At 69.8% G+C, this 14,325-nt stretch carries 12 protein-coding genes; 6 read left to right on the top strand and 6 right to left on the bottom strand.

The annotated features are described in order from the left end of the window. Positions 1–23: 23 nt before the first annotated feature. Genes OG205_RS45105 through OG205_RS45095 form a run of 3 tightly spaced genes read right to left on the bottom strand, consistent with a single transcriptional unit; the run spans position 24 to position 6,313 of the window. Positions 24–2,717: an AfsR/SARP family transcriptional regulator gene (locus OG205_RS45105; protein ID WP_330273861.1), complete on the bottom strand. Its 2,694-nt coding sequence runs from the start codon at positions 2,715–2,717 to the stop codon at positions 24–26. Between the two features lie 22 nt (positions 2,718–2,739). Then, on the bottom strand, positions 2,740–4,827 hold the full coding sequence (locus OG205_RS45100) for a glycoside hydrolase family 2 protein (RefSeq protein ID WP_330273860.1): 2,088 nt from the start codon (positions 4,825–4,827) through the stop codon (positions 2,740–2,742). A gap of 46 nt (positions 4,828–4,873) precedes the next feature. Next, positions 4,874–6,313: an IucA/IucC family protein gene (locus OG205_RS45095; RefSeq protein WP_330273859.1), complete on the bottom strand. Its 1,440-nt coding sequence runs from the start codon at positions 6,311–6,313 to the stop codon at positions 4,874–4,876. A 22-nt stretch (positions 6,314–6,335) separates the two neighbouring features. On the opposite strand from OG205_RS45095, the gene OG205_RS45090 reads away from it, so the two are divergent. Further along, positions 6,336–7,679, top strand: coding sequence for an IucA/IucC family protein (locus OG205_RS45090; protein WP_330273858.1), 1,344 nt, complete (start codon positions 6,336–6,338; stop codon positions 7,677–7,679). On the opposite strand, the gene OG205_RS45085 is transcribed toward OG205_RS45090, so the two are convergent. Next, complete coding sequence (locus OG205_RS45085) at positions 7,669–8,682, bottom strand: hypothetical protein (RefSeq protein ID WP_330273857.1); 1,014 nt, start codon at positions 8,680–8,682, stop codon at positions 7,669–7,671. The two genes, OG205_RS45090 and OG205_RS45085, sit on opposite strands and share 11 nt — an antisense overlap. 69 nt (positions 8,683–8,751) lie before the next feature. Next, complete coding sequence (locus OG205_RS45080) at positions 8,752–9,099, bottom strand: hypothetical protein (protein WP_330273856.1); 348 nt, start codon at positions 9,097–9,099, stop codon at positions 8,752–8,754. Between the two features lie 177 nt (positions 9,100–9,276). Here OG205_RS45080 and OG205_RS45075 point away from each other — a divergent pair, with 177 nt between their 5' ends. Genes OG205_RS45075 through OG205_RS45060 form a run of 4 tightly spaced genes read left to right on the top strand, consistent with a single transcriptional unit; the run spans position 9,277 to position 12,288 of the window. Beyond that, on the top strand, positions 9,277–9,807 hold the full coding sequence (locus OG205_RS45075; RefSeq protein ID WP_330273855.1) for an NUDIX hydrolase: 531 nt from the start codon (positions 9,277–9,279) through the stop codon (positions 9,805–9,807). After that, a complete protein-coding gene (locus tag OG205_RS45070; protein ID WP_330273854.1) occupies positions 9,807–10,667 on the top strand; it encodes an ABC transporter substrate-binding protein in 861 nt (286 codons plus the stop codon). Before OG205_RS45075 ends, OG205_RS45070 begins: the two co-directional genes overlap by 1 nt. Then, entirely contained in the window at positions 10,658–11,629 is a 972-nt protein-coding gene (locus tag OG205_RS45065; protein ID WP_330273853.1) for a D-cysteine desulfhydrase family protein, read from the top strand. The genes OG205_RS45070 and OG205_RS45065 overlap by 10 nt, the downstream gene beginning before the upstream one ends. Positions 11,630–11,655: 26 nt before the next feature. Continuing rightward, a complete protein-coding gene (locus OG205_RS45060) occupies positions 11,656–12,288 on the top strand; it encodes a GTP pyrophosphokinase (protein WP_442916697.1) in 633 nt (210 codons plus the stop codon). A gap of 33 nt (positions 12,289–12,321) precedes the next feature. Here OG205_RS45060 and OG205_RS45055 read toward each other — a convergent pair whose 3' ends face one another. Further along, a complete protein-coding gene (locus OG205_RS45055) occupies positions 12,322–13,143 on the bottom strand; it encodes a MerR family transcriptional regulator (RefSeq protein ID WP_319978963.1) in 822 nt (273 codons plus the stop codon). Positions 13,144–13,244: 101 nt separating this feature from the next. Between OG205_RS45055 and OG205_RS45050 the strand changes: the two genes are divergently transcribed. Next, the gene (locus OG205_RS45050; RefSeq protein WP_330273851.1) at positions 13,245–14,168 is read left to right on the top strand and encodes an anti-sigma factor RsbA family regulatory protein; all 924 of its coding nucleotides are present in this window, start codon (positions 13,245–13,247) and stop codon (positions 14,166–14,168) included. Positions 14,169–14,325 lie beyond the last annotated feature (157 nt).

The following is a 14,325-nucleotide window of genomic DNA, read 5'->3' as shown; positions in this document are numbered from 1 at the left end:
CGAGTTCGCCGGGATCTCCTCCTTCACCGGGTGAGCAGGTGGTGAACGCGCTCGGTCTCCGCCTTCATCCCACGATGGAGGTAGATGCCGAGCGCTTCCCGCCACACGGCCTCGGCGCACGAGTGCCGGCCCAGAGCGACGAGGGTGTGGCCCAGCCGTTCGAGACCGTCCGCGAGCCCGAGGAGATGTCCCAGTTCCCGCACCACGGCGATGGATTCCTCGTAGTGCCGGGCGGATTCCTCGTAGTGGCCGCGCCGGTGGGCGATGAGACCGAGGCACGTCAGCACGGCCGCCTCGCCGGTGCGGAAGCCGTGCCTGCGGTGCCGGGCGAGTGCGAGGCGGCTGTAGCCCCGCGCCGCGTCGAGCTGTCCCAGGGCGGCCGCGTGCCAGCCCATCTGCGCGAGCGCACGCGCCTCCCACCTCGGTTCCTCGACGGCCCGGTAGAGCACGAGCGCGTGGCGAGCGTGAGTCAGCGCCTGCCGGGGGTCCTGCTGGCCCCAGGCGACCCCGAGCGAGTAGTGCACGCCGGCCAGGTGCACGGTGTCGTCGCAGTGCTCGGCCATGGCCAGGGCCCGGTGGAGGTGCTCGACGGCGATCTCGTGGTGTCCCAGGGAGATGTGGGCGACACCCGTCATGCGTTCGGTGTTCGCCAGCACGGCCGGATCGTCCAGGTGCCCGGCGGCCTCGGCGGCCAGCCGCCACGTCGTGAGCCTGGCGTGCGTGAGCCCGCGCCGGACCATGAACGTGTGCAGGTGCCACGCCAGGAGCCACGTGACGGCGTATCGCCGCTGGTCGAGCGCACTTTGCTGGGCGGCGACCAGGCACGCGAACTCGGCCTCGAACCACGCCTGCGCCGTCGCGTCGTCGGGCACCGGGTCGAGGTGGACGTCGCCCGTGACGTGGTCGAGCGGCGACGGGAAGCAGATCTGGTCCATGACCTCCTCCGCCACCCGCGCGGCCTGCACGTAGTGGTCGAGCACCCGCCGCGAAGCGTTCTCCCGCACCGGTTCCGGCACATCGCGGGCGACCGTCGTGGCGTAGGCGCGGACCAGGTCGTGCATCCGCCATCGGCCCGGAACGTCCTGGTGCAGCAGGGAAGCCTCTTCCAACGCCCGCAGCACCTGCCTGGCCTGTGCCGGTGTGGTGCCGAGGAGGTTCACCGCCGCCGCCAGGCCGATGTCGGGGCCGGGAGCGATGCCCAGCAGCGCGAACGCGTCGCGCAGCCGAGGGCAGAGAGCGCGCAACGACCACGACAACACGGCGGGCAGGCTGGCGGACGGCTCCTCGTTGTCGAGCACGTCGATGACGGCCTCGTCCAGTTCGGCGGCGAGGGTCGCCAGCGGAAGGCCCTGCCTCATCTGGGCGTGGGCGGCGACGATGCTCAGCGCCAGCGGGAATCCGCCGCACACCGCGATCAGCCGGTCGGTGGCGAACGGCTCGGCCTCCAACCGGCCCGCGCCGAGCCGGTCGGTGAGCAGCGCGCGGCCCTCGGCCTCGGTGAGCTCGCTGAGCAGCAGGTGCTGGGCCGCGTACCGGGTGATCAGGCCGGGCAACCGGTTGCGGCTCGTGATGATCACGGCGCACTCGTCGTTGCCCGGCAGCAGCGGCACGACCTGGTCGGTGCACGCGGCGTTGTCGAGCACCAGGACCATCCGCCTGCCCGCGACGAGCGAGCGGAACAACGCCGAGCGGTCCTGGGTGCAGGCGGGGATGCGGCCGGGGTCGACGGCCAGCGCGTGCAGCAGGCCTCCCAGCGCCTCCCCCGCGGTCATCGGTTCCTCGGTCGGGGAGAAGCCGCGCAGATCGACGAACAGCTGACCGTCGGGGAACCGGCCGGCGTGCCGGTGCGCCCACCGCAACGCGAGGCTGGTCTTGCCGATCCCCCCGGTGCCCGCGATCGCCGAGACGGCCGCGGTGCGGACGGCGTCGAGGCGGTCCAGTTCGTCCCGGCGCCCGACGAACGTCGCGGGCTCCGAAGGCAGCTGCCGCGGCACCACCGGGATCGTCCTGACCGCGGTCAGCCGGGGATCGGCGACGAGGATCCGCTGGTGCAGTTCGCGCAACGCGGCGGACGGTTCGGCGCCCAGCTCCGCCAGCAGCCGCTCGCGCACCTGCCGGTAGTGCTCCAACGCGTCGATGCTGCGCCCGGACCGGTGCAGCGCCACCAGGTACTGGCCCGCCACGCGCTCGTTCAACGGGTGCCGTGAGACCCGTGCGGACAGCTCCGCCACCAACTCCCCGCCCTCGCCGGTGGCCAGCCGCGCGTCGACGAGTTCGTTCGAGGCCGCCAGCCTCTCCTGCTCCAGCCGGTCGCGTTCCTCGCGCACCCATTCGCCGTCGAGGCCGGTCAGCGCCTCCGCCCGCCACAGGGCCAGCGCCTCGGACAACCTCCCGATCGCGTCGCCCTCCCGTGCACGGGCCCGCAGGTCGTGGAACCGCAGCAGGTCGACGGCGTCACCGGTCAGGACGTACCCGCCGGACCGGTGCTCGATCTCCAGCCCGCCGATCCCGGCCACCGCCCGCCGCAGCCGCGACACGTAGCTGTGCAACGTCGTCCGCGACCGGGGCGCCGCGTCGACGCCCCAGACCCGCTCGACCAGCCGCTCGACCGGCACGACCTTCCCCGCGTCGACCGCCAGCGCCGCCAGGACGCACCGCTGCCGGGGCGGTCCCAGGTCCACCGCTCCCGCGCTCACTTCTCCCAGAAGACGCAACACCCGGCGTCACCCCCCGGAACACTCACGCGGAAGCGAGCGTCCAGGTTGCCGTGTCGGTGTAAGTCCGTCCGTCTCGCGTGCCGGTGATCGTCACCGTGTTGGCGCCCGGCCGCAGGGTGATCGGCCAGGTGTGGATGTGGTCGGCGGCCGGCGGCTTCGGGGCGCCGACGGCCACGCCGTTCACCGTGAGCTGCACGTTGTCGGTCGTGCCGTACGCGCGAACGGTGGTGGACGCGACCGTGCGCTGAGTCCAGCGGGCGCTGTTCAGGTGCACGAACGGGGTGTTCGTCCAGTTCGCCTTGTACAGGTAGAACGCGTCTTTTCGGGTGTTGCGGTCGTAGGTGACCAGGCCCTTGTCGTTGCGTCCCAGCGTGTCGCCCTCGGAGCGGCTGTCGACGGCGAAGTCGAACATGTTCCAGACGAACGTGCCCCACAGGTACGAGCGCGTCTTGATGTCCGCCCAGTGGTTCTCGTGCACGAGGGTCTGGTACTCCTCGGGGTGCCAACGCGAGGTCGTCACGGGCGGGCGCGGGTTCTCCTCGTGCTGCGCGATGCTGCCGCCGGCGCCGTACTCGCTCAGCGCGATCTTGCGGGCCGGGTCGCGGGCGTGCAGGCGGTCCGCCCAGCCGCCGGGACCGGTGCTGCCGGTGTCGTACCAGCCGAAGTACTTGTTGTAGGCGGCCAGTTCCGCGTGGCCCGAGACCGGGTCGAGGTCGCCGATGTGGCTCGCGTAGGTCGAGTGCCGGCCGGAGTCCTCTGCCCGGACGGCGGCGGCGAGGTCGCGCAGCAGGGTGTTGGTGGCGGTGTTGCTGGTCTTCTGCTCGTTGCCGATGCCCCAGAACGCGATGGACGGGTGGTTGAAGTTCTGCCGGATCATCTCCAGCAGCTGCTGCTGGGCGTTCGCGCGGAACGCCGCGCTGTCGGTGATCTCGTTGACCAGCGGGATCTCCGTCCACACCACGTACCCGCGTTCGTCGGCGAGGTCGTAGATCTGCTCGGCCTGCTGGTAGTGGGCGGTGCGCAGGGCGTTGACGCCCATCTCGTCCATCAGGTCGAAGTCCTGGCGCTGGTTCGCGGGCGTCACGGCCCAGCCCGCGTTCAGCCGGTCCTGGTGGGCGTTCACGCCGTTGAGCCGCAAAGGCTTGCCGTTCAAGGAGAATCCGGCGTTGGCGTCGACGGCGGTGGTGCGCAGGCCGAGCGGTTCGGTGACGACGTCCTTCACGACGTTCGTGTCGGCGTCGATGATCTCCACGCTCGCGCGGTAGAGGTACGGGTCCGCCTTGCCGTTCCACCGGTGCGGGCGCGCGATCGCGACCGTCTGCACGGTGTCGAACCCGGTGGCGGCGTTGACGGAACGGGTCGCGGACGTCGTCTCACCGACGATGACACCGGCGTGATCGGCGACGACCGCGCGGATCTTGACCCGTGCCGTGGAAGTGCGGTTGTTCCAGGCCTTCGTGGTCACCTCGACGCTCGCGGACGCGTCGCTCAGAGACCGTTGCCGCAGATACACACCGGGACCGCCGGAGTCGCCCATGCGTGCGGCGAGCAGGTCCAGCGCGGTCAGCGAGACACCCCGGTAGATGCCGCCGAAGAACGTGAAGTCCGCGGAGATCGGGGCGATGTCGGCCTTCGCGGCGTTGTCCGCCTTGACCGCGATCACGTTGTCCTGCCCCAGTTTCAGCGCCGCGGTCGCGTCGAACCGGAACCCGGCGAAGCCGCCGCGGTGCTGGCCCAGCTTGACGCCGTTGACCCACACGTCCGCGACCTGGTTCACCCCGTCGAACTGCAACCACAACCGACGCCCGGCCAGCGTCGTGGACGGCGTGAAGTGCTTGCGGTACCAGCCGATTCCCCGGTAGTAGTTCGCCCCGCCGTCCTGGCCGTCGGTGGCGTTCCACGTGTGCGGGACGCTGACCTGCGACCAGGCCGCGTCGTTGAATCCCGGAGCCTCGGCCCCTGCGGCGTCCGCGCGCAGGAACCGCCAGCCCGCGTCGAGGCTCACCTGCGCGCGTGTCACCGGTGGCACGTAGGCCGAAGCCGCTGGTGTGCCGACGAACATCGCCGAGAGCAGGAGCAGCGGCAGCAGGAACGCCGGCAGACGTGTCATGTCCCTGAACGTATGGGCGCGATGAAAACGGTGTCAACGAAAGGAGCTAGTTCCGGTACAACGGGTTCGGGCAGTCGACGTACCGGCTCGCCGCGCCCTCCGCGCGCGTCCAGCGCAGCAGCAGGTTCGCCTTCGCGGGCACGAACCGGTTCTCCAGCAACGACATGACCTGTTCACATCCGTGATCTCTTGCATAAGCAACGAAAACAGACCGTGCCTGCGCCCACACGTCCAGACCGGGGTGCCGGACCAGCACGGCGCCGGCGATCTCGATCAGGTGGTTGACGATCAGGCAGTACTGCAGCCGCTCCCAGCCCTTCGCCTCGGAGACTCCCCGCGACCCGTCCGGTCCGTCCATTGAGGACAGCAGATCGGCGTGCCGGGGAAGCAGCCGCATGCCTTCGGGGTCGCGGTAGATCGCCTGCACCGGCAAGCCCGCGGAGTCCACGCCCACCAGAACATTCTGCAGATGGCACTCCATCACGACGCCGTGCGCGAAGAACGCGTGCAGCACCGGAGGAACGACGACCGAGACGTACTGCCGGAACCAGCGCAGCGCGCTCTCGGAATCCAGTGCGTCCAACGGGTTTCCGTCGAAACCCTCGCTGATCCCGGCCGCCAGCAGCGGGGTCACGCCGGGAAGAACGTGCTGCCGGACGCCGTCGCGCACCACGACCGCCAGGCCCTCGAACGAGTCCGGGGAAGTCCGGTAGCCGCGGTCGATCAGGAAGGCCGCGCCGGGGAAGTCCGCCGCGATGTCCGCGAACACCGGTCTCAGCAGGCGCGCGAGCGGCGGGATCCAGCGCAGGTCGTGCTCCCACAACCGGCGCACGTCGTTGGTGATCTGCACGTCGAGGCTGAACTTGTAGAACAGATCCGCGGGCGGGTCGTAGACCGTGCGCACCGACGACGTGGGCCACACCTCGTGCTCCGCCACCGCACCCGTGAGGCCCAGCAAGGAGAGTTGCCACGGATGTGCGGGCAGCACACCGGCGGGCAGCGGCACCTCGCCGTCGTCGACGAACTCGCCTTCCAGGTGCGCCAGCGAGAAGCTCGCGTGCACCTCGGGCGAGTACGGCAGCCACTGCGAGGCGGGCAGGCCACCGCGGCCCTTCGGCGCGGGGTGGTAGCGGTGGCCCGCGATCAGCGCCTGCTCGGAGCGCCGGTAGAGGTCGGCGGGCGCGGCGGCGCGGGCGTCCAGCACGGCGGCGATGGCCGACCGCGAGCCCGCGATCTCGTCCAGAAAACCGACCGGCGGATCGCCGAGCTCCTTCGTGATGAGCACAGCGAGTTCGTGCCACGGCAACGGCTGCCACGATCCGCTGAACACCTCGGGATCCGACAGCCAGCGCCCCTCCCGCACCCGCAGCAGAACGCCGGTGCGGGGCAGGCGGATCGTGCCGTTCGCCCACTCCCCCACCTCGCGGCGCAGGCAGTTCAGCAGGGCCGTCGTGGTGACGGCGTCGGGGTCAGTGCTGGCGTCCACCGGTGTCCGCTTCCCTGTGGGGATGTGTCAGGATCAGATCATTCTGACGCAGACACCGGTCGAGTCCGAGTTCGCCGCAGCGCTGGACGAAAGACGCGCCGAAAGGTTCATCGCGGCGTTGCCGGAAGCCCGTGCGGCGATCCTCGCGCGCCTGCGCCGCGCCTTGGCGATCGAGCCGTTGCCGCAGGTCAGCGTGGATCCCGCCGAGTACCTCCACCCGGTCGACCTGCTCACCGCACTGCGCTGGCCGCGCGCTGAGAGCCTGATCACGGAGGTCGCCCACAGCGTCGCCGGGCTGGCCCTGTCCCGCACGACGAGCCCGCTCACGACGCCGTTCCTGAGCAGGTCGCTGGAGGAGCACGAGCAGAGCGTCGTCGACGGCCATCCGCTGCACCCGTGCTGCCGCAACCGCACCGGGTTCACCGCCCAGGACCACCTCGCGTACGGCCCCGAGCACCGCCCGGTCGTCCCGCTACGACTGCACTCCGCGCGGAGTCACGTGGTGTTCGGCGACTGGCCCGACGAGCTTCGCGACGGCGAGCGGATCCTCCTCCCCGTGCACCCGTGGCAGGCGGACCTGCTGAACGTGCCTGCCGTGGGCACCCTGGACGCGAGCCCGCTGATGGCGCTGCGCACCCTCTCGACCGGTTCCTGGCACGTCAAAACGACGCTGAGCGCCCAGATCACCTCGGCCGTGCGGGACATCTCCGGCGGCTCGATCGCGACGGCGACGACGGTCTCCGACTTCCTGAGCGCGACCGTCGAGGGCATCGAACTGCAGCACAACCGGGCGTCGGCGGCGGTGCTGACCAACGGTGAACCGGACCGCAGGCTGGGCGTGATCCTGCGCGACAAGCCCGTGCCACGCGAGGGCGAGACCCTGCTGCCCCTGGCCGCGCTGAGCGCCTGGCGGATCCCCGACCCGATCGAGTGGCTCGCCGAGTTCGCCGAACTGACCGTGCCGCCGTTGATGACGCTGCTGGCGCGCGGCGTCGCGTTGGAGGCGCACGAACAGAACCTGCTGGTGGGCCTGGTGAACGGAAGACCGAGCCGGGTGATCTACCGCGACCTGGCCGACATCCGCGTCAGCCCGCGCGCCGATCTTCCGGTACGACTGCACGCGGACCCGGAAGCCTTGCGCGCCAAGACGTTCGCGACGTTCTTCGCGACCGCGCTGACCGGGTTGATCGGCGCGTTGGACGCCCCGGACGCCGACCTGTGGGACGTGGTGGCGAAGACCGTCCCGGACACGCCGGACCGGCACGCGTTGCTGAACGACCCGCTGCCGGCCAAGCCGCTCACGCTGATGCGGCTCGCCCCGAAGACGACGGCGTGGGCATACCTGCCCAACCCGTTCAGGCGCTGAGCAACGCCGAACGGTGCTGCCACGCCAGTGACAACAGCGCGGCACCGGCCGCCTGCGTCGGTTCGCGGTGCACGAAGCGCTCGACGTTCTCCGCCGTGAACGGCAGCCCGCGCAGCACCTCGCCCTCCTCGTTGTGCGACACCAGATCGCCGAACAGCTCGTCGAACTCCCCCGCCTCGATCACCGCGACCGTCAGCACGTCCGTCGCGAACGTCAGCGGGTCCACCCCCATGCCGAGGTAGAACACCCGAGCGGCCGCCGTCAGCCGCCGCGCGAACGGCCAGGCCGCGTAGTCCACCGCGTGGATCTCCTCCACGCCCAGCATCTCCTCGGCGAACTCGCGGATCATGCAGTGCCACAACGAGAAGTCGTCCTCGGACGAGCCCTGGAACACGCCGACAGGCAGCACCTGGAACATGCCGCCCGCGTGACCGACGCGCTTCGGATCGCGCCAGTGCAGGAAGAACGTCGCCTCCCCGGAAGCCTCGTCGTGGCGCAGGGTGAGGGTGCTGATGGCGACGTTGACCGGGCGGCTCCGGGGATCGCACGGATCACCGACCGCCGAACGCGACGGCAGCGCGCCGATCCGGCCGAGTTCCCGCGCCGCGTACTCGTGCGCACAGGCCTCGCCCACGTCGATGCCGTCGAAGTAGGTGCCGAGGCCGAACGTCAGGTGCCGGCCGGAGAAGTCCAGCAGCCGGTAGGTCTCGCGGTTCTGGAACACCGCGGGCGACGCGAGCGCGGCCATCGCCGCCGAGTAGCTGCCGAACCCGTCCGGCAGCACAGAGGCCGGCACCTCGGGCAGTTCGGCGGAGACCTTCAGTTCCAGCGAGAGATCGGCCAGCGGGATCGGCACGGCCGGCGTCCAGCCCGGCGACGTGAGCAGCGGCGTCCCCGCGACCGTGGGCACGTCCGGGTACTCCGAGACCGCCTTCACGGCCAGCGCGTGGCGGTGTTCGAGCAGGTGGGCGCGCACTTCGAGCCACTCGGCAGACGTCGGCATGGCGCCATTGTCGACGACACGGCGAAATGACCGGACCACGTGTGGCCCGGCCTCCGCGTCATGCGGCCGTCAGGCCCGCCAGCGCCGGGACGCGTGGACGACTTCGCCGACCGCGCGTGCCAGGCTTCCGTCAGCGTCGACGTGGCTCTCGTACTGCGCCGGAAGCGGCTGGGCCACCTCGGGCGGTGCCTCGTACGAGTCGCTGTCCTCCCACCGCAGCCTGCGCGCCGTCTTCACGAACACGACCGCCGCGACCAGCAGCAACGCCCCGAGCACGGCCGGCCACCAGACCGATTCCGAGACCGCGATGGCGAACTGGACCTGGGCCACCACGACGAACACGACGGTCAGTCCGACCACCGACCACGGGGCCGAACCGCTCTCGTGTCTGCGCTTGGCGGCACCGGTTGCCCCCATTGGCGTCACCTCCACCGATGTTGTCGTGGACATCGGCGATTGATCGCACGGAGTTACAGGCTCAAGCGTACTCCTCGGTCGTTTGGTTGCAGACCGTCATTTCCGCACATCCGCCCATCGGTGCGTAACCCCTGCACAGCACGTGCGCGATTCACCCGGTGGTGTGATCATCAACTGGTGTCCGCACTGCACGCGGGGGATCCCGCCTCATTCGCCGCCGATGTTCTCGACGAGGGTCCCGCCGAGCTCGAGCACGTGCAGGGAGTGGCGTCGCGGCGCCCCACCAAGACGTGCGCGGGCGGCGCGCTGATCCGTGATTCCACCGGACGCGTGCTGTTCGTCGTGCCGACGTACAAGGCGGTGCTGGACATCCCCGGCGGCATGACCGAGGACGACGAGTCCCCGAAGGCGGCGGCACTGCGGGAGATCCACGAGGAACTGGGTCTGTCGCTGACGCTCGGGCCGTTGCTGGTGGTGGACTGGACGCCGCGCAACGGAGTCTGGCGCGACTGCCACCAGTTCGTGTTCGACGGTGGTGTCGTGGACGACGCGGTGGCGTGCGATCCCGAACTGGAGGGCGTGCTGTACCTGACATTGGACGAGGCTCGGCACCGCATCTACCCGTCGCTGCACCGGCGGCTGACCCTCGCGGTCGCGGCCCTGGAGAGCGGTTCCACGCGGTACGCCGAGTTCGGCCGGGAGGTCTGATGCGGATCGTCTCGCTGCTGCCCGCGGCCACCGACGTCGTCGCCGAACTGGGGCTCGTCGAGCACCTGGTGGGGCGCACCCACGAGTGCGACTGGCCGGCCGAGGTCGAGGGCGTCCCCGTCGTCACGAGCACCGGGATCGACCAGAACACCCTGAGCAGCAGGGAGATCAACTCGACCGTCCACCACGGGTCGTCGTTGTACGGCCTCGACGCGGACCTGCTGAACGACCTCGAGCCGGACGTGATCCTCACTCAAGATCTCTGCGACGTCTGCGCGATCTCCTACCGCAAGGTCACCGACACGGTCCGGATGATGGACGTGGGCCCGAAAGTGCTCAGCCTCGAACCCTCCACACTGGACGAAGTGCTGGGTTGCCTGAAGACCGTCGGCGACGTGCTCGGCGTCGACAGCACGGCCAAGATCGCCGCACTGCGACACCGCATCGAGAACATCGAGCGCCAGACCGGAGGTCTCGCGCACCCGCGAGTGGCCGCGATCGAATGGCTCGACCCGGTCTGGCCCGCCGGGCACTGGGTCCCGGAGCAGATCGCCGCGGCGGGTGGCATTCCGCTCATCGCCGGGAAGGGCGAGCACACCAGGCCGATCACCTGGCAGACCGTGCACGACGCCAAGCCGGACATCGCCCTCCTGATGCCCTGCGGTTTCCCGATCGAACGGACGCTGCGGGAACTCCCGGACCAGCCGCTGCCCGAGACGTGGGTCCTGGATGGACCGTCGTACTTCAACCGGCCGGGCCCGCGCGTGGTGCGCGGAATCGAGGTCCTCGCCCATGTTCTGCACGGAATCGGGCAGAAGCCCTCCACGAGCGAGGCCGTTAAGCTCGAACCATGGACCTGAGCGCGTTCCCCCGAGTCTCACTGGGCACCTGGCCGACGCCGCTGGAGGACGCCCCGAGGCTCGCGACCGAGCTCGGCGGCCCGCCGGTCCTGATCAAGCGCGACGACGTCAACGGCCTCGGCGCGGGCGGCAACAAGCTGCGCAAACTCGAGTTCCTGCTGGGTCAGGCCATCGAGCAGGGTGCGGACACGATCATCACGTTCGGCGCGCTGCAGACCAACCACGGCCGGCAGACGGCGGCGGCGTGCGCCAAGCTCGGTCTCCGGTGCGAGCTCGTGCTCACGGCCAAGGTGCCGATGAAGGGCGACGCGTACGAGAGGTCCGGCAACGTCGTCCTGGACCACATGTTCGGGGCGAACGTGCACGTCTGCGCGGACGCCGACGAGACCGTCCAGGCGTACGAGAAGATCAACCACGACAAGGCCGTCACGCTGCCCGTGGGCGGGTCGAACGGGCTGGGCGCGCTCGGCTACGTCGCGGCGGCCATCGAACTCGTGGGCCAGCTGAACGAGCGCGGCATCGACAACGCCACCATCGTCGTGCCGGACGGCAGCGGCGCCACGGCGGCGGGGATCGCGCTCGGCACCGAACTGCTCGGATGGCCCGGCACCGTCCACGCCGCGAGCGTCTCGCACACCGCCCAGGACGCCGAGCAGGAGCTGCGGAACCTCGCCACCGACGCCGCCGCCCTCCTCGGGCAGCCCGCCCCGAAGCTCGCCCACGTCACGGTCACCGACGACACCATCGGGCCTGGTTATGGCGTGCCGACTCCGGAGATGTGGAGCGTGCTGAAGCTCTTCGCGCGGACGGAGGGTGTGATCCTCGACCCGGTCTACACCGGCAAGGCCGCGGTGAAGTTCCGCGAGATCGCCCCGCACAGCGACGTACCGGTCGTGTTCCTCCACACGGGTGGTCTTCCCGGCTTCTACGGGTACGCGCCGGAGGCCGTGGCCCAGTTCTGACCCGGGGTGATCAGTACTCTGGTGTGGTGACCGACCTGGCCGACGACCTGAGCCTGCTGCGCGACCTCGAACGACGTTTGCTCGTCTACAAGTTCGCGATCGAGGAGCTCATGACGAAGCTCCGCATCCTCAGCGAGGAGTTCGACTCGGTCCACCAGCACGACCCGATCGAGCACATCACCAACCGCGTGAAGAAGCCGGAAGGCATCCTGGAGAAGCTGCAGCGCAAGGGCTTCCCGCTCGACCTGGACGCGATCGGCGACTGGCTCGACGACATCGCGGGCGTACGGGTGGTGTGCCCGTTCGTGTCGGACGTCTACCGCGTCAAGGCGATGCTGGCGCGCCAGCACGACGTGGAGATCCTGCGCACCAAGGACTACATCGCCACGCCGAAGCCGAACGGCTACCGCAGCCTGCACCTGATCGTGCGCATCCCGGTGTTCCTGTCGGACCGGGTCGAGCACGTGAAGGTCGAGGTGCAGCTGCGGACCATCGCGATGGACTTCTGGGCCACGCTGGAGCACAAGCTGTTCTACAAGTACGACGACAGCCCGCCCGCGGACTTCGTGGGCGAGCTGATGTCGACGGCGATGATCGCGGCCCAGCTGGACGACAGGATGGAGTCGCTGCATCGGCGCATCCACCAGGACGACCACTAGGCCGTGTCCTCCGGCCGGGCCGCGATCGCCCTCCTACGGCTTGCTGATCTCCAGCTGGAGCTCGGTGACCCAGTCGGCAGGGTCGCCCTCGCCGTAGTTCAGGTACACCTCGCGGGCGAACCCGTTCTGCTTGTACCCGTGCGCCTCGATCCACGCCGCGACGGCCTGGTAGGTCACGTCGACGTCGTCCATGGTGCCGCGGTGCACGACGGTCGCCGCCTCGGCCAGCGCGGGCAGGTCGACGACCTCGAACTCGTAGGCCGGCGACGACTCGACGGCCACGGTCACCCCGGCGTGCACGACGACCTGGTCGCCCTCGGCGGGCTCGTAGGTGGCGATCCCGTAGCCGGACGGCGCGACCCCCGCGCGGCCCAGTCGTTCGAAGAGCTGCGGGTACAGCGGCTGGATGACCGGGCCGATGTCCTCGGGCCCGTAGGAGGCGGCGGTCGCGGTCAGCCGGGCGACCCGGACGGCGGGAACGGGCTTCACAACGATCTCGTCGGTGGGCATGGCGCCTTCTCTTTCAATGGCACGGAGACGTGCCTCGACCCGCCGCAGCCGCGACTCGTCCGCGAGGATCTGCTGCCGCAGCTCGGCGCGCCGCAACGAAAGCATGCCGTGCAACTGCTCGACGGAAAGCTTTTCGTCGAGCACCACACGCACCTGGTCGAGCGTCAGACCGAGGTCCTTCAACGCGAGCAGGCGGTTGAGTCGTTGCAGCTGGGCGGCGGTGTAGAAGCGGTAGCCGGTGGCCGGGTCGACGCGGGCCGGCAGGAGCAGCCCGACCGCGTCGTAGTGGCGCAGCATCCGCACCGACACCCGCCCCAGATGGGCGAAGTCTCCGATGGTGAACATGACTGCTCCTGTGTAGGGGCTGACACGGTGTGAGGGTCAAGAAATGATGGTTTGAGCAACGCACCGGGTGGACATCCTGGGACGTTGACGAGAGGTGGCACATGACGTTCGCACATCCGGCGCTCTTCTACTCAGACGAGGACTCCTACATCGACGGGACCGTGCCGTTCGTCATGGAAGGCCTCGCGAGCGCCGAACCGGTCGCCGTGGCGGTGCCCAGCACGAACCTGGAGCTGCTCAAAGAGGCACTGAGCGGGTTCGCCCACCTCGTGACGTTCATCGACATGGCGGACACCGGCCGCAACCCCGGCCGGATCATCCCCGAGCTCCGCGCGTTCGCCGACCGGCACCGCGGGGCCGTCCGCATCATCAGCGAGCAGGTGTGGGACCTGCACACCGACGTCGAGTACCCGGCGTGCGCGCTGCACGAGGCGCTGGTCAACTACGCGTTCAGCGGCCGTGACCTGAGCATCCTGTGCCCCTACAGCATCACCACCCTCAACCACGACGTCCTGGCCGACGCCGAGAAGACCCACCCGGTCGTGATCGACGCGAGCGGCCACCGTCCCAGCGACCACTTCCACCCCGCGCGGGTGGTCGTCGCCGCCCACTCGATGCCGTTGCCCATCCCGTCCGACGCGGTGAGCACGTCCGCCGGTGCCGGGACGATGGCGGCGGTGCGCGCGTTCGCCCGTGAGCAGGCCGTCAAGCTCGGCCTGTCCCATGGTCGCGTCGACGACTTCGCGCTCGCGGTCACCGAGCTCGCGACGAACAGCGTGCGGCACGGCGGGGGCGAGAGCACGGTCCGCGTCTGGGCCGAACCGAAAAGTATTGTTTGCCAAGTCAACGACAACGGGCACATCACCGATGTTCTGGCCGGCCGAACGCCTGTTCACGCAAACGAACCAGGCGGTCGCGGTCTGTTGCTCGTCAACCGTTTGGCGGACCTCGTGCGCACCCAAACGACGTCGTCGGGCACTGCAATCCAAGTCAGATTCGATCTGAGTGACAAAAAGGCAACGTGATCCACATACATTTGGGCGACTTCGTTATAGCTTGAGCACGTGCACGACGAGGAAGCGACGGCAATCGGTTACACGGGGGCGCGTTTCGGGTCGCCCGCGACCCGTAGACGGCTACGCGCCGACGGAAGTGAAGACTTCACTGGCGCGGAGACGCAAC

This window comes from Lentzea sp. NBC_00516 (genome assembly GCF_036346835.1).
Lineage (GTDB): Bacteria > Actinomycetota > Actinomycetes > Mycobacteriales > Pseudonocardiaceae > Lentzea > Lentzea sokolovensis.
The sequence above is the reverse complement of the archived record's forward strand: the minus strand, read 5'-3'. Positions and strand labels throughout refer to the sequence as shown.